Origin of the sequence: Saccharopolyspora pogona, from assembly GCF_014697215.1 — a bacterium.
In the GTDB taxonomy this organism is placed as follows: Bacteria; Actinomycetota; Actinomycetes; order Mycobacteriales; family Pseudonocardiaceae; genus Saccharopolyspora; species Saccharopolyspora hattusasensis.
Map to the genome: position 1 here is coordinate 2950948 of NZ_CP031142.1, position 21159 is coordinate 2972106.

The 21159-nt window shown below is 68.1% G+C and carries 17 protein-coding genes and 2 pseudogenes; 5 read left to right on the forward strand and 14 right to left on the reverse strand.

Going from position 1 to position 21159, the window contains the following annotated elements:
- The first annotated feature begins 19 nt into the window (after positions 1–19).
- The 3 genes and pseudogenes from DL519_RS13555 to DL519_RS13575 all read left to right on the forward strand — a co-directional run bounded on the left by DL519_RS13555 (position 20) and on the right by DL519_RS13575 (position 3067).
- Positions 20–547, forward strand: coding sequence for a hypothetical protein (locus DL519_RS13555; protein WP_190815168.1), 528 nt, complete (start codon positions 20–22; stop codon positions 545–547).
- A 108-nt stretch (positions 548–655) separates the two neighbouring features.
- Positions 656–2183: pseudogene (locus tag DL519_RS46385) on the forward strand (IS1380 family transposase).
- 335 nt (positions 2184–2518) lie between these two features.
- Complete coding sequence (locus tag DL519_RS13575; RefSeq protein ID WP_190815172.1) at positions 2519–3067, forward strand: GNAT family N-acetyltransferase; 549 nt, start codon at positions 2519–2521, stop codon at positions 3065–3067.
- 251 nt (positions 3068–3318) lie between these two features.
- On the opposite strand, the gene DL519_RS13580 is transcribed toward DL519_RS13575, so the two are convergent.
- From DL519_RS13580 to DL519_RS48640, 13 genes and pseudogenes are all read right to left on the reverse strand, one after another.
- Positions 3319–4383, reverse strand: coding sequence for an LLM class flavin-dependent oxidoreductase (locus DL519_RS13580; protein ID WP_190815174.1), 1065 nt, complete (start codon positions 4381–4383; stop codon positions 3319–3321).
- A gap of 244 nt (positions 4384–4627) precedes the next feature.
- Complete coding sequence (locus tag DL519_RS13585; RefSeq protein ID WP_190815175.1) at positions 4628–5779, reverse strand: LLM class flavin-dependent oxidoreductase; 1152 nt, start codon at positions 5777–5779, stop codon at positions 4628–4630.
- 1 nt (position 5780) lies between these two features.
- Positions 5781–6812: an aldo/keto reductase gene (locus tag DL519_RS13590; protein ID WP_190815177.1), complete on the reverse strand. Its 1032-nt coding sequence runs from the start codon at positions 6810–6812 to the stop codon at positions 5781–5783.
- A gap of 25 nt (positions 6813–6837) precedes the next feature.
- Positions 6838–7878 carry an aldo/keto reductase gene (locus DL519_RS13595; protein ID WP_190815179.1) on the reverse strand — a complete coding sequence of 347 codons (1041 nt, stop codon included), beginning with the start codon at positions 7876–7878 and terminating at the stop codon, positions 6838–6840.
- A gap of 31 nt (positions 7879–7909) precedes the next feature.
- Positions 7910–9160, reverse strand: a complete 1251-nt coding sequence (locus DL519_RS13600; RefSeq protein ID WP_190815181.1) for an acyl-CoA dehydrogenase family protein — start codon at positions 9158–9160, stop codon at positions 7910–7912.
- Positions 9157–10131, reverse strand: a complete 975-nt coding sequence (locus DL519_RS13605; protein WP_190815183.1) for an LLM class oxidoreductase — start codon at positions 10129–10131, stop codon at positions 9157–9159. The genes DL519_RS13600 and DL519_RS13605 overlap by 4 nt, the downstream gene beginning before the upstream one ends.
- Positions 10128–11393: an LLM class flavin-dependent oxidoreductase gene (locus DL519_RS13610; protein WP_190815184.1), complete on the reverse strand. Its 1266-nt coding sequence runs from the start codon at positions 11391–11393 to the stop codon at positions 10128–10130. The genes DL519_RS13605 and DL519_RS13610 overlap by 4 nt, the downstream gene beginning before the upstream one ends.
- A 141-nt stretch (positions 11394–11534) precedes the next feature.
- Positions 11535–13223, reverse strand: a complete 1689-nt coding sequence (locus DL519_RS13615; RefSeq protein WP_190815186.1) for a dipeptide ABC transporter ATP-binding protein — start codon at positions 13221–13223, stop codon at positions 11535–11537.
- Positions 13223–14104: an ABC transporter permease gene (locus DL519_RS13620; protein ID WP_190815188.1), complete on the reverse strand. Its 882-nt coding sequence runs from the start codon at positions 14102–14104 to the stop codon at positions 13223–13225. The genes DL519_RS13615 and DL519_RS13620 overlap by 1 nt, the downstream gene beginning before the upstream one ends.
- The gene (locus tag DL519_RS13625; RefSeq protein WP_190815190.1) at positions 14101–15078 is read right to left on the reverse strand and encodes an ABC transporter permease; all 978 of its coding nucleotides are present in this window, start codon (positions 15076–15078) and stop codon (positions 14101–14103) included. Before DL519_RS13625 ends, DL519_RS13620 begins: the two co-directional genes overlap by 4 nt.
- 58 nt (positions 15079–15136) lie before the next feature.
- Positions 15137–16849, reverse strand: a complete 1713-nt coding sequence (locus tag DL519_RS13630; RefSeq protein ID WP_190815192.1) for an ABC transporter substrate-binding protein — start codon at positions 16847–16849, stop codon at positions 15137–15139.
- A gap of 759 nt (positions 16850–17608) precedes the next feature.
- On the reverse strand, positions 17609–18508 hold the full coding sequence (locus DL519_RS13635; protein ID WP_263399805.1) for an acyl-CoA dehydrogenase: 900 nt from the start codon (positions 18506–18508) through the stop codon (positions 17609–17611).
- 3 nt (positions 18509–18511) lie between these two features.
- A pseudogene (locus DL519_RS48640) lies at positions 18512–18649 on the reverse strand (acyl-CoA dehydrogenase family protein); the annotation flags it as partial.
- A gap of 202 nt (positions 18650–18851) precedes the next feature.
- Between DL519_RS48640 and DL519_RS13640 the strand changes: the two are divergent.
- A complete protein-coding gene (locus tag DL519_RS13640) occupies positions 18852–19406 on the forward strand; it encodes a helix-turn-helix domain-containing protein (protein WP_190815196.1) in 555 nt (184 codons plus the stop codon).
- Positions 19407–19503: 97 nt separating this feature from the next.
- Here DL519_RS13640 and DL519_RS49945 read toward each other — a convergent pair whose 3' ends face one another.
- Entirely contained in the window at positions 19504–19581 is a 78-nt protein-coding gene (locus DL519_RS49945) for a putative leader peptide (RefSeq protein ID WP_397545049.1), read from the reverse strand.
- A gap of 246 nt (positions 19582–19827) precedes the next feature.
- On the opposite strand from DL519_RS49945, the gene DL519_RS13645 reads away from it, so the two are divergent.
- Positions 19828–20484: a 3,4-dihydroxy-2-butanone-4-phosphate synthase gene (locus DL519_RS13645; RefSeq protein ID WP_190815198.1), complete on the forward strand. Its 657-nt coding sequence runs from the start codon at positions 19828–19830 to the stop codon at positions 20482–20484.
- Positions 20485–21159: the final 675 nt, after the last annotated feature.

Here is a 21159-nt window from a genome sequence, read left to right on the forward strand (position 1 = left end):
CCAGTCAGGGGTGGCGGCGATGCAGGTAGTACTCGCACGCCGCCGAACCCGCGGCTCCCCGCTTGGCGGTCCCCCGGAGGTTCACGTCTACCAGGTCGCCGATACGTCGACGACGGATCAGGCGCTCGCCGGCGAGACCGGAAGTGTTCAGACCGGCACTGAAAATGGCCGGTCCATCTGGATCGCGGTGTGCGGCGATCGTCTCGCGCCGGGTGATGCCGAGCTCGTCGAAACCTACGGCGGCGCACCCTGCGCGGCGTGCTACCTCGCGCTCGCCGCCGTCAGCACCGTCGCTTCGGTTGACCGGTCCGGGGAATTCTCATCGCTGGTGACCGAGGTGCCGAGCGAGTCGGGGTTTTCGATCTCGTGGCGGGAGCGGCTCGTCCACCGCGTCACCGTCGAGTCACCCCGCCGGGAGTTCGACGGTCGGCAGGTCGTGGCCGGGTTGTGCGGCCGTCTCGGATGGGGGCCGGTCGAGAACGCTCCGGCGGGATGGCCGGTGTGTGTGGAGTGCGACGACATCGCACAGCAGCAAGAGGGGACCTAGCCCTTCATCAAGCGTGTCGGGTGGGTAGATCCGGCCTGAGATAAGGCAAAGGCCTTATCCTGCTTGGGTTTGCGACTCCAACGCATCCCAAGAGGAAAGGCCTTTGTGGTGAAGAAGATACCGCACGAGCAGAGTCGGCGGAACGCGGCACGCCGACGGCGCAAGGTGGCGGCCCGGCATGCACGTGCGGGACACTGGGGCGCGCAGTCCAAGCCGATGCTGCACTCGGGCACGGTGAGCTACGAGATCGGCGGGAACGTCGACGCCACGTGCTTCGGCGGGATCGCGGCGGTGCACCGACTGGTGACCAAGCTCGGTTTGGCCGAGCGGATCAACGACAGTCTGGCGTTGTTGAAGGTGCACCTGCCCTACCATGAGTCCGATCACGTGTTGAACCTCGCCTACAACGTGGCCTGCGGCGGCACCCGGCTGGAGGACATCGAGCGGCTGCGGCATGACACCGCCTACATGAACGCGCTGGGCGCGGACCTGATCGGCGGATCCGACCACGGCGGGGGACTTCTGCCGTCGGTTCGCCAAGGATGACGTGGTGGCGTTGATGGAGGCGATCAACGCGGTGCGCCCGCAGTTGTGGACGGGGCGGGGACGAGACCTACTGGGTCCGATCGCCTACCTCGACGTCGACGGCACGATCGTGCCCACCGGCGGGGAGCACAAGGCCGGGATGAACATTTCCTACAAGGGAATCTGGGGGTATGCGCCGCTGATCGTGTCGCTGGCCAACACCAAGGAAGTGCTGTATCTGGTCAACCGGCCCGGCAACGCGCCCAGCCATCAGGGCGCGGCGCAGTGGATCGACAAGGCGATCGAGTTGGTGGCCCCGCACGCCGAGCAGGTGTGCCTGCGCGGGGATACCGACTTCTCGTTGACCGCGCACTTCGACCGCTGGGCCGAGAAGGTTGACTTCGTCTTCGGCATGGACAACAACGCCGCGCTGCGCTCCCGCGCCGAAGCGCTCGACGAGGCCTGCTGAAGCCGGCTGCAGCGGCCCGCCGCCTACGAGCCGCGCACCGGAGGGACCCGTGCCCGCAGGGAGAACCACAAGCAGCGGATCGTCACCGAACGCGGGTATGTCAACCTCGAACTCAACCACGAGGACGTCGCCGAGTTCACCTACCAGCCCGGCAAATGCCGGCGGCCCTACCAAGTGGTCGCGGTGCGCAAGAACATCAGCAAAACCCGCGGCGAACAGGTCCTGTTCGACGAGATCCGCTACTTCTTCTACATCACCACCCACACCGACCTCACCGCCGCCGAGGTGGTGGCCTGCGCAGGCGACCGCTGCGATCAGGAAAACATCATCGGACAACTCAAATCCGGCATCCAAGCCCTGCGGGTACCGTTATACGACCTGATCTCCAACTGGGCCTACATGGTCATCGCCGCGCTCGCGTGGAACATCAAATCCTGGTTCGCGATGATGATGCACCGAAAACACCACCGGCGCGACTACATCCGCATGGAATTCCGCCGCTTCCTCCACCACATCATCCTCATCCCCGCCATGGTCATCCGCCACGCCCGCAGCATCACCATCCGGCTCATCGGCTACCAACCCAGCCTGGACCGACTCTTCAGCACCTGGAACACCATCGAACGCACCCGCTTCGGCTAACCCACCACCGGTTACCAGACTTCACACCCGACCACCGCGCACCCGCGGTGGCGACAACGCCTGCCCGAACCCGAAATCGGCGCCCAGCACCCACCCGAGCGCCACGACACCGGCCCATACGAGCCCCACAACGTCCCCCACCACTCATCGACGTATCCCACGCTCACGCCAACGTGATCATTTCGGCTACCACCGCCCCACAGAGACCGACTCGCTTATTTGAGGCCTAGAGCGCCTTGTGGCCCGCTACGGTGACGTCGTGGCCGTCGTTGACTTCCGGGCTAACGTAGCGGACCACGTGCACAAAGCCTCCCAGGAAGAAAGAACGAGCCGGAGTGAGTGAAGTCGAGTTCCGTCGTGTTCCTGTCGAGGAAGCGGGCCAGCTCGGTGACGAGTTGGGTGAGGTCTACCGGGAGGTGTTCTCAGAACCTCCTTACCAGTACGGGGACGAGCACGTCCGCCTGTTCAAGGACCGCTTCGCGATCCAACATCGGCGGGAGGGAGCCGGGCTCGTAGTCGCCCGCGACTCCGTTGGGAAGATGGCTGGCTTCTCGTTTGGCCTGACCATGCCACCGAAAGCCCAGTGGTGGGCCGACCTCACAACCGAGGTTGAGCCTGGCATGGCCGACGAGCCGCCCGGGCGAACCTTTGTGCTGATCGAGCTGCTCGTTCGCCGTCCGTGGAGAGGTGCAGGCGTGGCTACCCGGCTCCACGATCTTCTCTTGGAAAACCGGCCCGAAGAACGAGCAACCCTCACGGTGCAGCCTGCAGCCGGTCCCGCTCAGCACGCCTACACCAACTGGGGTTGGCAGAAGGTCGCGCAAAAGCGGAACCCGCTACCTGGTTCGCCGATCTTCGACGTCCTGATCAAGGAACTCAGGTAGGGATCAGCTCGATGCCCGGAACCAGCTACCGCCGAGCGCAGCGCCCTGAAACAGCAGAAAGCGCCCCCTGCATCCGAATCGTGGATGCGGGGGGGGGACGCTTCAGCTTTCGCGCCAGGGGCGTAGGCGTCCACGTCGTGCGTGTCGCGCATCGCCACCTTGTGGCCCGTGCCGCTCACGGCGAGGCCACCGTTGCCGCGCGCGGGACGCGTTGTCCAAAGTGGACGTCGCTGTCGCATCCGGGGTATTGGTCATCCGCGCAGCAGCGGTAGGAGCTGATCGCCCTGGCGCTTGATCTCCGGCAGGTAGGGAGTGTCGGAGAGCACGAAGTGGGTGATGCCGAGGCTCTGGTACTTCCGCAGCGACTTGGCCACGTCTTCGGCAGAACCGACCAGCCAGGTGGTGCCCGCACCTCCGCCGCCGAACTTGCCGGGCGTGGTGTAGAGGTTGTCGTCGAGGACCTCGCCCCGTGCGGCCAGGTCAAGCAGCCGCTGCTGACCCGCGGCGGTCCGCCGGTTCGGATCGACGAGGCCGATTCCCTTGCCCTGCGCCATCTCCGCGACCTTCGCCTCGGCGTCGGCCCACGCCTGTTCGGTGGTGTCCCGCACCAATGTCGTGACCCGCAACCCGAACTCCAGCGGAGCGTGCTCGCGGCCCAGCTTCTCGCTGAGCCGCTTGAGCCGGTCGATCCGCTCGCTGATTCCGTCGAGCGGCTCGCCCCAGAAGAGCTGGACATCCGCTTCGGTAGCGGCCACCTCCTCGGCGGCTGAAGATGCCCCGCCGAAGTAGAGCCGGGGGTGCTGGCGTTCGCCCCGGACGACCGGTCGGGGCAGCACTGTGGAGTCGGTGACGCTGAAGTGCTCGCCGCGGTAGGTGACGTTCTCCTCGGTCCACAGCTTGCGCACGATCTGGAGGAACTCCCGGGTACGGGAGTAACGGTGGGCCTGGTCGCCTTCGCTGTCGCCGTAGGCCGCCAGGTCGTCCTTGCCCGACACGATGTTCACCAGCACCCGTCCGCGGGTGAGGTGGTCCAGCGTCGCGGCGGCGGCGGCGAAGTTCGCCGGACGCCAGTAACCGGGCCGGGTCGCGATCAACGGCTGGAACGTCGTGGTCTGCGCGGCCAGCGCGGTGGCGACCGTGAAGGTGTCGGGTCTGCCCCATCCGGCGCCGATGAGCGCGCCGCCCCAGCCGTGTTCTTCGAGGGCTTTGGCGTGGCCGGTGAGGGTCGCCAGGCTGTTGTGTTCGTCGACGACGTCGTCGCCGCGATGGCCGGGATAGACCTGGTTCGGGATGTACCAGAGGAGTTCGAGGCTCATGGCTGAGTCCCCTGTTCTGATCGGTGGCCGGTTGTGCGGATTGCATGGGTCTCGCCCTGGAAAGCGATGCGCAGCGCGGACATCACGCCAGGGCCTTGAGCGCTGCCGGCAGTGGTCGGCTCGGCAACGGCGGCCCGAGACGCCCGCGGAGGGTGCGGTGGCCGTAGGCGTCCTGGGACAGGCCGCCCTCCGGCGTGGCGGAAGTGGCCGGGGGTCATCACCGACAGGTTGAGGTGGAATCCCTTCATGGTGTCCCTCTCGACGTGGTGGCTCGGTCTGATCGCCCGGTACGGTGGCCGGTTCCCACGAGAGGGAGGCCGGCCGGTTGCGCCGGGGACAGCGGTGCGGTTCGCCAGCCGAGCAGGGGCGCGAGTTCCTGCGCGCCGGAGGTGAGCAGGCGGACGTGTTCGTCGAAATCGGGCACCCCGGGGACGAAACTCACCAGCAGGTCGGTGATTTGGCGCAACGCGGGATCGGCGGCCAGCTCGGCGGCCAGTGCCTCCGGCGGACCAAGCAGCGCGCGGTCGCCCGCCAAGTACTCCTCGACGTCGAGGCCGGCGACGTCGCGCCGAGCGGAAAGCCAACTCTGCCAACGGCGAACGCCGGGTGTGACCAGCCGCACCGCCGCTTCGCGGTCCGGGTGCGGGTAGACGGCCCGGGAGACCTGCACCCGGGCCCGCCGGTCGGGCTCACGCCAGGCTGCGCGGTAGTCCGCGATCCACTGCGCCTGCTGGTGCTGCGCTTCGCGAACGGTCGTGCCGCGCCAGCCGGTCGCGCGGGAGAACTGCAGCCCGTCGCCGGCGAGTGCGGCGGCGGCCGCCCCGGCACCGGCCCATTGCGGGTCGCTGGTGGTGGCCTGCCACAACCGTCGCCGCACGCCGGCTGCGGGCGGGTGGAGCACCTCGCCGAGGCTGTTGAGCGCCGCACCCTCCAGCACCTCGTGCAGCCGCGCCACCGATTCGTCGAAGAGCCGGTGCCTGTCGGCCAAGTCCTTCCCGAATGCCTCCCAGGCACCCGGGAAGGGCCCCGACCCGACACCCAGCTCGAGCCGGCCGCCGCTGAGCTCATCGAGCGTCGCCGCGTCTTCGGCGACCTTGAGGGGATCCTCCAGCGGGAGCACCAGCACGCCGGTGCCCAGCGCGATCCGGCTGGTGTGCTCGGCGATCGCGGTGAGCAAGATCAGCGGCGCGGATACGTGCTCGTTGCCCTGCCGGAAGTGCCGCTGGATGACCCATCCCGAGTCGTAGCCCAGTTCCTCCGCGACCGCGAACAGCTCGATCGCTTCCCGGTACGCCCGGACCGGCGGCTGATCACCGTCGAGGTGCAGGAGGAAGCCTAGGCGGAAGGGGCGGCCGTCCTCGACACCTGCCCCGATCGTCTCAACGAGGTCGGTCATCTCAGAGCCTCAGCCCGGTACCGTGCACACCGTGCTCGTCGATCAGGGCCAGCTCTTCCTCCGTCAGCGGCGGGAATTCGAGCGCCTTGACGTTGTGGTCCAGCTGCCGCACCGAGCTGGCCCCGATGAGCGCCGAGGTCACCTGCGGCTGCCGCAGCACCCATTGCAGCGCCAGCTGCGCCAGGGACTGGCCGCGCTGCTCGGCGATCTGGTTGAGGGCGTTGGCCCGCTGCCGATAGGTGCCGTCGATGACGTCAGGTGAGAGGAACGTGCTGTTCTCGGCGCGCGCACCCGCCGGGATGCCCTCGAGGTACTTGTCCGTCAGCAGTCCCTGCGCCAACGGCGAGTAGACGACCAGGCCGAACCCTTCCTCGGCGGCCAGCTTGAGCAGACCGTTGTTCTCCGGGCTGCGGTCGAAGATCGAGTACCGCGGCTGGTGGACCAGCAGCGGAACTCCCGACCGGCGCAGCAGGTCGGCTGCCTCGTGCGCCCGCCCGGGCGGGTAGTTGGAGATGCCGGCGTAGAGCGCCTTGCCTTGCTGCACCGCGCTGACGAGCGCACCGACGGTCTCCTCCAGCGGCGTGGTCGGGTCCGCGCGGTGGCTGTAGAAGATGTCGACGTAGTCGGTGCCCAGATCGCGCAGGCTGTGGTCGAGCGAGGCCAGCAGCGACTTGCGCGAGCCGCCCTTCTGGTAAGGACCGGGGCCGATCGGGTTGCCGGCCTTCGTGGACAGGATCAGCTCGTCCCGGTACGGGGCCAGGTCCTTGCCCAGCACCCTCCCGAACAGCTGCTGCGCGGCGCGGTGCGGCGGGCCGTACCGGTCGGCGTTGTCGAAGTGCGTGATGCCCAGGTCGAAGGCGTGCAGCACGATTTCGCGCTGGGTCTCGTAGGGGTAGTCGGTGCCGAACTTCTGCCACAGGCCGAAGGAGAACGCGGGCAGGTCAAGGCCGGAGTTGCCGGCACGCCGGTACTCGATCTTGCCGTAGCGGTCTTCGGCCGCCGCGTAAGTCTTCTCGAAAACGCTGTAGCTCATGGTTGGATTCCTTTCCTGTTGCCGGTCAGCGGTTGCTCGTGCGGTCGCGGCGGAGCGCCGTCGGCTGCAGCGACGGGGTGTCGTGGCCGGTGTCCCGCTCGACGAAGTGCGTGCCGGGGTCGACGATCTCGTCGATGCGGTCGAGGACGTCCGCACCGAGTTCGACGGTGGCGGCTTTGAGGTACGCCTCCAGGTGCTCCAGCGTGCGCGGGCCGATGATCACGCTGCTGACCGCCGGGTGGTTGAGCGCGAACGAAACGGCCAGCTCGACCAGTGCCAGGCCGTTGTCCTCAGCCAGCCGGGCCAGCGCGTCGGCGGCGGCCAGCTTGCGCTGGTTGCGCTCGAGGCTGATGTCGAACCGGCCGGGGACGAGGTCGGCGCGCGCGGATTCCGGCTGCTCTCCGCCGACGCGGTACTTCCCGGAAAGCCAGCCGGCGGCGAGCGGACCGTAGCTGAGCACGCCGACGCCGTACTTGCGCACGACGGGGAAGACCTCGCGCTCGGCGCTGCGAATGAGCGGGGAGTACGGCAGTTGCTCGGTGTGCGGGGCGATGAGCCCGTGCTTCTCGGCCAGCCAGTGCGCCTCGACGAGCTGGTGCGCCGGGAACACCGAGGTGCCGTAGTAGCGGATCTTGCCCTGCTTGATCAGGTCGTTGAGGGTCTGCAGCGTCTCCAGCAGGTCGGTGTGCGGATCCGGCCGGTGCGCCTGGTAGAGGTCGATGTGGTCGGTGCCGAGCCGGTGCAGGCTGTCCTCCACCGCACGGAGGATCCAGCGTCGGGAGTTGCCCGCGTGCTGGGGGTTGTCGCCGATCTGGCCGTGGAACTTGGTGGCCAGGAAGACGTCGTCGCGGCGGCCCTTGATCGCCTTGCCCACGATCTCCTCGGACCTGCCCTGGGCGTAGACGTCGGCGGTGTCGACGGCCGTGATCCCGGCATCCAGGGCGGCCCGGACGATCCTGGTGCTCTCGCTTTCCTCCTGCCAGCGGCCGAAGTTCATGGTGCCGAGCGTCAGCGGTGTGACGAGGACGCCGGTGCGGCCGAGTGCGCGGTTTATTTTGATGGTCATCGGGTTCCTTTCGGTCGGTTTGCCGGGTGGCTCAGAACAGCCCGGTTGTCGGCGGCTCCTCGCCGGTCAGGTGGTACGCGCCGGCCACTGCGGCTTTCCACTGCCGGGGGTTGTGGTTGGCGACCGTGCGGGCGTTGCGCCAGTGCCGGTCGAACCCGAGGTCGCGGTTGGTGATCGAGCCTCCTCCGACGTCGAAGAGCAGCTCGGCGGCGCGCAGCGCGGACTCGACGGCGATCACACCGGTCTGCGCCACGGTGACCGCGGCCTCCGCGCCCGCGGCTCGCGCCTGCGGGCCGGTGAGGTCGTGCACGCCCGCCAGTGCGTCGGCGGCGAACAGCACCGCCGCGCGGGCTGCCTGCGCCCGGGCGGCGATCTCGCCCACGGTCTCGCGCACGTACGGGTCCTCGACGCTCTTGTCGGCTGTGCTGTGCTTGATCGGCCGCGCTTTCTCGCGGGCGAACCAGATGGCGTCGTCCAGCGCAGCGGCGGCGATGCCCGCTTCCATCGCCGCCAGGTAGAGCTGGGCGAAGGATCCCAGCCACGGGCTGTCGAACCGGGTGTTGTCGCGAACCTCGACTTCGTCCGCGTCGACCCGCACGTTCACCAGCCGCGTGGTGCCGCTCGCGGTGAGCCGCTGGCCGACGGCGTCGAAGTCGTCGAGCCGCTGCACGCCCTCGCGATCCACCGGCACCGTGAAGCCCAGCACCGTCCCGTTCTCGTCGTGGGCCGAGCCCGAGAACCACGAGGCGTAGAGCCCACCGGTCGAGTAGTACTTCTCCCCGTTGATGACGTACCCGTCGCCGACGCGCCGGATGGTGGTGTTGACCGTTCCGCTGGCCCCGCCGGTGCGCTCGTTGGCGGTGCCGGCGAAGAGGTCGCCGTTGCGCAGCCGCTGCAGCGTCACCGCCCGGTTCGGCAGATCGCGCAGGGTCGCCACCCGGTTGGCGACGAGGAAGCTGTTTCGCAACGCCTGCGCCACGTTGGAGTCGGCCCTGGCGATGGCCATCACCAGGTCGGTCACGTCCCGCAGCGAGCCGCCGGCACCGCCGTCCTCCGCCGCGATGCCGACCAAGGTGATCCGCTGCTCGGCCAGTGCCCGGACGTCTTCGAAGGCGTACTCGCGGGCTCGTTCCCGCACGCCGGCGCAGGCTCCGATGCGCTGCAGGATCGGGGAAACCGCGATGCGGATGCCTTCGACTGTGAACCGGCTGGGTGTGGGAAGCCGCGCAGCGCGGGGCTCGGTCGCAGTGGCAGGTTCTGTGTCGACCGGTTCGGCACTCACCTCAGCGCCTCCGCGACCACGCGCAGGCCGAACGCGGCCCGCAAGGTCGGTGGGGGCGAGTCGGCAGCAGCGTCCGCGAGCTGCGGGACCAACCCCCGCAGCACGGTCACCACGTCCTCGGCGCCACCCGCGGGTACCAGTTCGAAACCGTCCAGCCGGTGCGCGTCGGCCCAGGCACGGAGCTCATGGCCGACGGCTGCGGCGGCAGCCGGGTCGTCCGCCGCGACCTCGACACGGCCGAGCAGCGCGACGTCCTCCCGCGAACGGCCGGCTCGCCGCAACGCCGCCGTGAGCGCGGCGTCGGCACCGGCGACACGCTCACGGTCGACCACGACGACATCCGCGGATCGCGCCACCGCGGTCGGGTCGAGGGCCCCGAGATCTGCCACGAGAACAGGGCGTCCTTGCGCCGACGAGGGGCCGTCCAGGGGGCCTGCGACGCGGTAGAAGGCGGCTTCGTGGTTGATCGGTTCGATGAGCGCGTCGTCGGCGACGAGGCCCGACTCCTGGTCACCGATCAGCGCCGCGCGCGGGAAGGACTCCCACAGCCGGGTCAGCACCAAGGCGTACTCCGCCCAGCGCTGGGCGGCATCGGTCGCGTTGGATGCCGCAACGGTTGCCTCGCTCACCTCGTCGCCGCCGCCCGCGCGCAGGGCGACACCGGTTCGGCCACCGGCGGCCCGGTCCAGGGAGAGCACCCGGCGCGCGGCGTTGTAGGGCGCGTTGTGGGTCGTCGGGACCTCGGCGACGAAACCGACGCCGCCGTGGATGCCGGCGAGGTAGGCGCCTACGACGGTCGGGTCGAGCGTGCGGCCCGCTCCGCCGTCGACGAGCCGGATCGCTGCGACCCCGACTTCCGCGGCCACCGCCGCGATGGCGGCGGCTTCGGCGAGCGAGACCGGCGACGCGCCGTCGACCGGTCGGCCGGTCGCCTCGCCGACCGCGAGGGTGAGCTGGATCGCGTTGCTCATAAGGAAATCACCTGTCCTTCCTGGTACGGGTCGAGCAGATGGCGCTCGTGCGCCGCGGCGGGCACTGCGGGAAGACCGAGCCCGAGGTGCTCGCGCAGGGTCATCCCGTCGTATTCGGTCCGGAACAGACCTCGCCTCTGCAGCTCGGGAATCACGTGATCGGCGAAGTCGTCGAAGCCCGATGGCAGCACGTCGGGCATCACGTTGAAGCCGTCGGCCGCACCGGCGCGGAACCACGTTTCGACGTCGTCGGCGATCTGCTCCGGCGTCCCCACGAGGATCCGGTGGCCACCGCCGCCGGAGAGCTTCTTCAGCAGCCGGCCGAGCGTCGGTCGCTCCCTGTCGATGATTTCCTTGACGACGCGGTAGAAGCTCTGCGAACCACCGGCCTCGTCGGGGTGGATGAGCAGCTCGGCCGGGATCGGTTCGTCGTCGCGCAGTCCGTCGAGGGAGATCCCGAGCTGGCTCGCCAACCGGTTCCGGGCGTAGGCGTCGGGGAGGATGTCGTCCAACAGCTCCCGCCGGGCCTTGGCCTCCGCCTCGGTGCTGCCCACGACGGTGGAAAGCCCCGGCAGCACCACGATTTCCTCGGGACTGCGCCCGAACTCGGCTGCACCGTTGCGGATCTCAGTGCGGAACGCCCGGGCGTGGTCGAGGTCCTGATCGGCGGAGAAGATCACCTCGGCGACGCGGGAGGCCAGCCGCCGCCCGTCGCTGGAACCACCGGCCTGGACGACGACCGGCCGGCCTTGCGGGGAGGCGAATTGGGTCCTCCCCGCCCAGTCGGCGATGACCCGCTCGGTGAACTCGGCGGCGCGGCGGTAGCGCGAAGCGTGCTCGGGCTCGCTGGTGCGGCCGAAGTTGCGCGCCGCCACCGGCCCGGCAGTGGTCACCACGTTCCAGCCGATGCGGCCGCCGCTGACGTGGTCGAGGTCGGCGAGCCGGCGCGCCAGTTCGGCGGGGTCGTTGTACGACGACGACAGCGTCCCGATCAGACCGATCCGCTCGGTCTGGGCAGCGATGCGCGCCAGAACCGTGGTGGGCTCCAGGTTGTTGCCGGTGCGATGCTTGATACTCGGGTCGAGCAACGGGCTGTCCGCTAGGAAGACCGCATCGAGTTTGGCTTCCTCGGCCTTCTTCGCGATCGAGGTGTAGTGCTCGATCCGGTAGCTCGCGGTGCCGTCGGTGTTCGGGAATCGCCATGACCCGCCGAAGACTCCCGCGTTGAGGATGTTGACGTTGATGTGCAGTTGACGTGACACGCTTTTCCTCCTTAGGAGTGGTTTCAGAACGGCTTGCTTAGCGGTGCCGGTAGCGGGACCTCAGACGCCGCCTGGACTGTGGGAACCCCTCCTTATGTATGCACACCGCATGCGGCTCACGCCGCATTCTGAAAGGACCCTTTAGCGCACGCCGGCGGGGGCGAGCCGGGCGCCCGGGATCGCCGCCAGCAGATCCCTGGTGTACTCATGCCGCGGCGAACGGAACACCTGCTCCACCGGGCCGGTTTCCAGCACGACACCGTCCTTCATCACCGTGACGTCGTGCGCGATCAGCCGTACGACGCCGAGGTCGTGGGTCACGAACACGTAGCTGAGCCCGTACTCGGCCTGCAGGTCGACCAGCAGCTGCAGGATCTGCGCCTGGGCCGAGACGTCGAGAGCGCTTACCGCCTCGTCCAGGACGAGGACCTTCGGCGTGAGCGCGAGTGCCCGCGCGATCGCGACGCGCTGCCGCTGGCCTCCGGAGAGCTGGCTCGGGAGCCGGTGCAGGTAGGTCGCGTCCAGCGCCACCGCCTCCAGCAGCTCGACCACCCGGGCCGTCCGCTCCGGCTTGCGCGTCGCCAGTCCGAATGCGCGCAGCGGCTCCGCGATGATCCTGTCCACCGTGAACCGCGGGTCGAGCGAGGTGAACGGGTTCTGGAACACGAACTGCAGGTCCCGGCGGATCTCCCGCAGCTGCCCGCGGCGCAGGCCGCCCAGCACGCGATCGCCGACGCGCACCGTGCCGCTGTCCGCCGCGGTGAAGGCGGCCAGGATGCTCGCCAGCGTCGACTTGCCAGCACCGGACTCCCCCACGATCGCGTGCGTCGTTGCATTGCGCACCAACAGGTTTGCCGAGTCCAGCGCACGCAGCTCGCCCCGGCCCCGCAGGCGGTAGGTCTTGGTCAGCTCGCGTGCTTCCAGCACCGTCGGCGCTCCAGCGGGAACCAGCCGGGCGCCCGATGCCGGTTCGAGACGACCGAGGTGGCGCACGGGGGCCGCGTCGAGCAACCGCCGCGTGTAGTTGTCGGTCGCGTTCTCCAGGACCTGGTGTACCGGGCCGTCTTCCACGATTTCGCCTTGCCGCATGACCAGAATCCGGTCGGAGCGGTCCAGCGCGACGCCGAGGTCGTGGGTGACCAGGAGAACGCCGATGCCGAGTTCCTCGCGCAGCCGCAGCAGGTGGTCGAGGATGACCTTCTGGACGGTGACGTCGAGCGCGCTGGTGGGTTCGTCGGCCAAGATGATCTTTGGCTTGCCTGCAAGCGCGATCGCGATGAGCGCGCGCTGCTTCATGCCGCCGCTGAGCTCGTGGGGGTATTGCTGGAACACCCGCTCGGCGTCGTTGAGGCCCGCGGTGCGCAGGCTCTCCAACGCGGCCTCCTTGTGCTGCGGCGCATTCTTCGCCGCGCGCTCGTTGAACCGGACCGCCTCGATCACCTGCTGCCCGATCTTCTTGACCGGGTTGAGCGAGGTGTTGGGGTCCTGCGGGATGAAGCCCACGTAGTTGCCCCGCACCAGTGCCATCCGCTGATCGTTCCAGCCGGTGACGTCGACGCCGGAATAGACGATGGAACCGGACCGGATCCGCGCGGAGCTCGGCAGCAGGCCGAGCGCGCCCTGGACCACGGTGGTCTTGCCCGAGCCGGACTCCCCCACCAGCGACACGAACTCGCCCGGCGCCACCTGCAGGCCGACCCCGCGGACCGCCCTGGTCCACCTGCGGTGCCCGGTGCGGTAGTCGATCGCCAGATCGGTGATCCGCAGCAGCGCCTGGTCATCCTCCGCCGCAGCGGCGGTCGCTTCGGAAGCAGTGGCAGTGTCGGCCATCAGTCGTGGTCCTTCCTGAACGAGGTGCTGATCCGGTGGGTGGCGAGCACGACCACCGCCAGTGCCGCTCCCGGCAGGAGCGATATCCACGGGTAGACCGCTATGAAGTCACGCCCCTCGGCGACCAGGAGTCCCCACTCCGGCGTCGGCGGTGGCGCGCCGTAGCCGAGGAAACCGAGACCTGCCACGGCGAGGATCGATGTGCCGATCTCCAGTGCCGCCAGCGCGAGCACCGAGCTCAGCGAATTCGGCACGATGTGCCGGAGCACCACGCCGAGCCGGCCGACACCGAGCCCGTACGCCGCGCGCACGTAATCCCGGGAGACGACGGTGAGCACCTCGGCTCGCATGACCCGCGCGAAGGAGGCGATGGACGAGATACCCACCGCGAGGGCGATGTTGTTGGTGGAGTAGCCCAGCACCGAGACGATGACCATGGCCAGCAACAGGTTCGGGATCGCGAGGAAGACGTCGACCACCCGCATGATCGCGGTGTCGGTCACGCCGCCGGCGAACCCGGCGGTCAGTCCCACAGCGGTGCCGGCACCGAACCCGATGAGCACGGCGAACAACGTGGCGGCCAGCGTGGTCCCCGCGCCGAAGACGCTGCGCGCGAAGAGGTCCCGGCCCAGTCGGTCGGTGCCGAACCAGTGTTCCGCGCTCGGCGGCGCGAAGCTGGCGCCGGGATCGCCGATGTAGGGGCTGTGGGCGGTGAACGCTCCGGGGAACAGCGCCCAGCCGACCGCGACCAGCAGTATGATCCAGGCGAGCAGCAGTCCCGGCTTGCGGGCGATCCCACCGAGCCGGTCGAGCGCGCTGCGAGCGATGTCGGCCCCGCGGCTGCCGGTGGGCGCGGTCAGGGCGTCGAATTCGACGGTCAACTGGTCCTCCTCAGGCCGCCGGACGGGCCGGTGGGCACGGCGAAGGTGGCGCGCAGCCGCGGATCCAGCAGCGGGTAGATCAGGTCCACGACCAGGTTGATCAGCGCGAAGGTGACGGCGACGAAGACGACGATTCCCTGCACCAGCGGGAGATCGAGCGTGTTGATCGCCGTCTGCGTCATTCGGCCGAGTCCCTTGCGGGCGAAGACCGTCTCGGTGATGACCGATCCCGCGACGAGGTTGCCGAAGGTGACGGCGGCGATGGTCAGCGCGGGCAGGCTGGCGTTGCGGAAGACGTCACCGACGACGACACGGCTGCGGGTGGCGCCCTTCGCCCAGCTCGTCGTGACGTATCCCGAACGGAACTCGGCGGCGAAGCAACGCACGAGGAGTTGCGCGATGGGACCGGAGACCGGGATCGCCAGCGTGATCAGCGGCAGCACCAGGCTCCGCCAGCCTTGATCCCCGAACGAGGGGAACCAGCCGAGCTTGAAGGAGAAGATCTGCAGCAGCAGGATGCCGGAGAGGAAGACCGGCACCGACACCGAGGCCGTCGGCAGCGACTCGACCAGGTTGCGCAACCACTGGTGCCGGGTCGAAGTCGCGACGAGCGCGATGGCGAACGCGATGACCAGCGCGAGCAGCAACGCCCCGACGGCGAGTACCAGGGTGTGCGGGAGCACGTCGAGGACCACCGCGCTGACCGACTGGCCCGACTGCACGGAGGTTCCGAAGTCGCCCCGCAGCGCGTGTCCGAGCCGACCGAGGTATTGCAGGAGGACCGGCTCGTTGAAGCCGTAGCTGTCCGCGACCTGCGCGCGCACCTCCGGCGGCACGGAGTTGAGCTCCGTCGGGTCGAAGAGGAGATCGACCGGGTTGGCCGGCAGCACGAACAAGAGGACGAAGGTCAGGGTGAACGCCGCCCAGACCACGAACGCGGCCCGGCCTGCCTTCAGCGCAACGTAACGCAGCACGACTCTTCCTTTCCCAGGAGGCGTGGCCCGCCGGGAGCCCGAGCTCCCGGGCGGACGATCACTTCCCGTCGCTCTTCCAGGTGTCCACGAAGTGGTTGCGGGACTGGGCGTCGAAGACGATGCCGTGCACATACGGCGCCTGGGCGATCACCTGCGAGGGGTTGTAGACCGGGTTCACCAGCGCGTACTTGTCGAGCAGGATGTCCTGCGCCTCCTTGGCATACTGGGTGCGCGCGGCCGGGTCGAGCGTCGTTTCGAGCCTGCCCAGCACCTGCGTGACCTCGTCCGCGTCGACCCCGGTGGAGTCCTTCGTGACGTACGCGCCGTTGCCGTTCTGCGGCCCGTACTGCAGGTTGAGGACCGCCGGATCGTTGCGGGAGCGGTTGGCGGCGACGACGTTCCAGTCGGTCTTCGCCTTGGCCTGCTGGGCGGTGTAGTCCGGGATCGGCACGACGGTGAGCTGCAGATCGATACCGATCTTCCGCAGGTCCTGCTGGATCGACTCGTAAGCCGGCTTGTTCACCACCAGGTTGTTGATGCCCAGCAGCTTGACCACCAGCTTCTTCCCTTCCTTGACCCGGATCCCGTCGGGGCCGGTCACCCAGCCGGCCTCGTCGAGGATCCGCGCGGCCTGCTCCGGGTCGTACTTCAGCACCGAACCGCTGTAGTCGACGTGTCCGGGCACCGACGGTTCGAGGATCGAGTTCGCAACCGAGTAGGAGTCGGTCAGGATGGTCTTCTGGACCGTCTGCCGGTCCCAGCCGAGCTGGATCGCCTTGCGGACCGCGATGTCATTGGTCGGGAAGAGCGAGCTGTTGAAGTCGAACCGGATCGCCGTGCCGGACACGCCGCGGTGGAGTATCTCGAAACCCTGTGCGGACAAGGGCTTCTCGTCGGTCGTGCCGACGTCGAGGGTCGCGTCGATCGTGCCGGACACCAAAGAACCGGTGCGGACGCTGGCCTCCGGGATCGTGTTGAACACGATCCTGTCCAGGTACGCCTCGCCCTGGTGGCGCAGCGCGGGCGGAGCCCAGTTGTAGCCGTTTCGCTTGACCAAGACGGTTTTGGCCTGCGGCTCCCACGACTCGTATACGAACGGGCCGGTACCGATCACCTTCTTCGGGTCCGTCCGCTGCTGCGCGCTGAGCTTCAACGTCGAGGGCGACAGGAAGCCCGGTTGCGCATTGGCCGTGAACGAAGACGCCTGGAGGAAGCTCGCGAGCGGCTTCTCGAAACGGACCACGGCGGTGTACTCGTCCACCACCCTGGTTTCGAGGTAGCCGGGCAGCAAGGTGGCGCCGTTGGGCAGGATCCCCAGGCTCGGGTCGCCGTGCACGTACTGGTCGAAGTTGGCTTTGACGGCCTCGGCGTTGAAAGGCGACCCGTCGCTGAACGTCACGTCCCGGCGCAGGTGGAAGGTGAACTCGGTCAGGTCCTTGTTGTACTCCCACGACTGGGCCAGCCACGGCGTGATCTCACCGGTCTTGGGGTCCTGCCAGGTCAGCTTGTCGGTGATGTTGTTGCCGATCAGCGACTCGGCGTAGTTGGTGCCCCACTGCGGATCGGGGCTGCGCTGGTAGTCGATCAGCGCGAACTGCAGCGTGCCACCGCGGACGGGCGCGCCGTCGGCCGCGCCCGGATCGGCGCCGCCGCCCCTGGTTGCGGCGAAAGCGATTCCGGCGATCAGCAGGATGGCGAACGCGATCGCCGGCAACCGCCATTTCTTGCGCGCGGAGGTCGCGCTCTCGATGGAACTGCGAAGGTCGGACATGGACTTCTCCCATGCTGGAGAGGCAGCGGACGACGGCACGAGGTGGTGACATCCGTCGTGGTCGGCAGGCATGGTCCTGCCACCGCGGGCGGATTTCGCTGCCGTTGGGCGGAAGAGGGCGCACAGCGCTCTCCCAGATTTGAAGGGCTCTGAAACCCGGAGGATTGCGCAGGTTCGCTGCCGGCACTCAGGCGCGAACGGTACGGCTGTCGATCAGCCCTGACACCGAGCGCTGGCGAAGAACACGAGGTCGACCTCTCGCCTGGACCATAGGAGTGAATCACTCACGAGGGGACTATATGTCGCGAAACAGGGCCAGCCAACGCATCCCACGAGGCAAGATCCCACGGAAACACAACCGAAACACAAGGAGGCTGCCAGCTAGGACGAAGCAATGTTGATGCCCTTGCCGAAGACGCCGCCGTCCAACAGGCCGAGCTCCCACAGCGCCGCTGTTCTTTGACATCGAGGCAGGACCGCGCTGAGGTGACAATACGTATTGGATCGAAAGATGGCACGACCGTCGACCGTGGTGGGCTACGCCGGTGCTTTCCGCTCGGACAACGCAGTCTTCCGGAACGATTCTCCGATCCCGCCAAGTACAGCGATCGCAACCCCTTGGCCAGCGGCGCGAAAACATTCCGATCACTGCGCTCGTGGTCGACCGCGCGGCATGGGGGCAACCCGTCCCTAGACAGCCACGTTCCCCAAGTCAGACAACAAGAAAGCCCAAGCCCAAGCCAGTGACCCTGCGCGGCGTTACCGTTCCAGCGCTGCGGTGCCGCTGACGGTGAGGATCGTGTCGTCCTGCGGGGTGTGGATGCGGCTGCAAAGCACGTCGCGGTAGTGCCGTTCGATGGGATTGGCGCGGGACAGGCCGGGATTGCCGACGAGCGAGACACCCAGCTCGACGGCACGGATGGCGTTGTTGGTGACGGTGTGCTTGACCAGCCCTGCCCTGCTCGTCACGGGAAGGCCGTGGTCTGCGTTGCGGGCGGTTTCCGCCAGCAGACAACGGTTGGTGAGCAGCAGCGCCTCGATCTGGCCGACCGCAGATTGAAACCGCGGCAGGCTGGCCAACGGTTTGCCGAGGTTCGCATGGGTGCGCTCGTTGAGGTATCCGACAAGCCAATCCCTGGCCGCGTGCGCGACACCGTCGTAGATGGCGCTGACCAGCAGCGGATTCCACAGCGAGGTCGCGCCTTGGTGCGGACCCGCTTGTTCGCCCACCGGGCGAACGTCCACCGCGTGGTCCGCGGGAACCCGGACATCGTCGAAGATCACGTCGTCGCTGCGAGTGGCCCGCATGCCGAGGTGGTCCCACGTGCGTTCCACCCGGTAGCCGCCGATTCCGGCTGGTACCAGGAAGGTGCCCACCCGGGGTCCAGGTTCGTCGGTGCGGGCCCAGACGAGCAGCCACCGCAGGCGGGGAATGCCGGTCGTATAGGTCTTGTGCCCGCGCAGCGCCCACCCACCGGCCCGCTGGTGGGCGGTCGTCGCGGGCAGCCCACCGCGCGCGGGGCTACCGAGGTCGGGTTCGACGCGCAAGGTGTTCACCAGCGCGCCGTCGCCCAGCGAGCTGAGCTGCACGTCCTTCCTGCGCTCCGCGGGCCACCGGTTGTGCGGCGAACGCAGCTCGACGTGGGCGATCAGGTGCATGGCCAGCACCAAGGCCACGGACGGATCCGCGGCGCCGACGGCCCTGACGACGTCGACTGCCTCGACGAGGTCCGCACCACCGCCCCCGAGTTCGGCGGGAACGGTCAGGCTGAGCACCCCGGCATCGTGCAGGTCACGGAAGGCTTCATGGGGTTAGAAGCGGTTCGGCGATCTGTGTTGTTCTGTGTCTGTATGTGCTGTTTCGCGTAGCGCCTGCCTGTTGTGGTTCCCAGGGATGCGACAGGGGTGACACTGCGCCGACACAAATCTTACTGACTGTAGGATATGTGGTCTCGGTGCGTGATCAAAGCACTGGGCATGTCGGGTGCCGGGTGAGGCTGTTGTGGGTACGGTTTTTCAGGCGTATCGGTTCGTGTTGGATCCGACACCGGAGCAGGAAGTGGTGTTGCGGTCGAATTGTGGTGCGCAGCGGTTCGCGTTCAACTGGGGTTTGGGGTTGGTGAAGGCGAATCTGGCGCAACGCGAAGCCGAGCGCTCCTACGGCATCGCCGAGGAACTGCTCACTCCTGCGGTCTCATGGTCGGCTTACGGTTTGCGGAAGCTGTGGAATCAGGTCAAGGACGCGATCGCCCCGTGGTGGACGGAGAATTCGAAGGAGACATATTCGTCGGGGCTGGCGGATCTGGCGCAAGGGCTGAAGAACTGGGCCGATTCCCGTAACGGCACCCGTAAGGGCGCGAAGGTCCGCTTTCCCCGGGGGAAGTCCAAGCACCGGGCGCGCGCGCGGCGATTCCCTCGAGCACTGCCGCAAGGTTTCCGGTGGTGGCGGTCGTGGTCACGATTGCCTCCTGGCAGGGGGATCCAGTCGTCGGTCGGGGCGGTGACGTCCGGAATCTCCGCCTACATCGCGACGGAATCTCCGAGTCGGAGTGCGTGACCGGCCTCCAGACCGGGAAACAGCGACGGTCCGTGCGGGAGCGGCTGACGTCGAAAACGTGCCGCCGGATCGGCAGCGGTGTTTCGGGCTCGGATGATCAGGAGACCGAACACGCCGCCGAACCAATTCGCAGCAGATCCACGTGGCGGCGATTGGTCAGCAGCGGTCGGAGCACACGTCAACGCTATGGAGGCGGCCGACGCGATGTCAAGCACGATGCAGCATGTCACCGCCGGAGGCGCGAGGATTTCAGGTACTGGGACGGCAGCTGGCTGACGTTGACGTTCGAGATCTCGGGCAGCGATGCTTGGCAGACCGGATCGGCCACGCTATCCGGCGTGTGACGTCGCGGGCCGCTTCACTGGTCCGATGTGGATAGTGGAACTGAATCGGCCCGGATCCGTCTTTCCGAGGGGAGAAAATGGACGACCAGCGGAAACGCGCAGCGGTTCTCGATCGCCGACCGGGCAAGCTCAGGTCGATCGGCCTGGCACTGGACGAGATCGCAGCAGGCCGGCCGACGATCGTGCACGGCTGCACGTCCGGTGACGGCGGCCTTGTGTTCGCCGCTTCACGCGCGGACGTCGAGCTGACGGCCTTGGCGGTCCGCCATTCGTCAGGCTTCCTGTGCGTGGCGCTGCCACGCGAGCGCTGCGATGCGCTCGCGCTGCCGCCCATGTCGCCCCGGCTGCAGGAGCACCGCGGCGCGACGGTGTGCGTCACCGTGGATGCCAGCACGGGAGTGAGCACCGGCATTTCCGCCTCGGACCGAGCCAGGACCGCTCGCGTGCTCGCCGACCCCGACGCGGGCCCCGCGGACTTCACCCGGCCCGGCCACGTGGTGCCGGTGGCCGTCGGCGATGCCGGTGTGCTCGGCAACGCCGGACTCGCCGAATCGGCCTTCGACCTGGTCGGACTCGCCGGGACGCCACCGGTCGCAGTGTTCGCCCACCTGGTAAGCCCAGCGGACCCGACCCGGATGGCCACCGACGACGAACTGCGCGGATTCGCGGCGAGCGAGCACATCGCCGCCGTATCGGTGCCCGAGATCGCAGCTGCTCGCCGGTCCGCCAGGTAAGACGACCGGGGGCAGGCGCGATCCTGCCCCCGGTCCGTTCACCGCTGCCGTTCACGCAACGTGTAAAAACGTTCCGCGAGCCGACACCTTACGGTGCTGACGTTGGCCAGTGCCCGTCCGGCGCTGGTATTCCCGTGGCGATACCCGCCGCCAGCACAGTGCTGGTCTTACGTGAGTTTCCATCGGGCTGTCACGACGCAACTCGCCGCCACCCAACCGTGTTGGGAAACCAGTTTCCTGGCAGACTGACTTGGCTCTCGCAGGTCTGCCAGGTTCCTTCGCGGCAAATCATGCCAACCCGAAACGACGCATCTTTACCCAGCTCCCCGAACAGTTGGGCCCCCTCGGCGCGGCCGGGCGAGTCGACCTGGGCGCCCATCCGCTGCAGGTGGTCCTGGCCTGCAGGAAGGAGGGTAAAGGACGGTGCACTTGCCGGAAACCGCATCCGTGCAGGTCATGCTGCGCGGTGGTGCTCGTGGAGGATGCCACCCAGTCGATCGTGTCGGCTTATGTTGAGGGGTTCGTTCTGCTCAGTGTGAACAGACTTTGCTGGAACGCTGACCCGCAGAGCGGCGGCCTGTACTGCGATCAGTTCAGGTAACCGACAGTGGTCGGCGGACCCGCGAACAGCAGATCAGGACCAGTTGATTTCGTCGATGTGTTCGCAAACCGGCA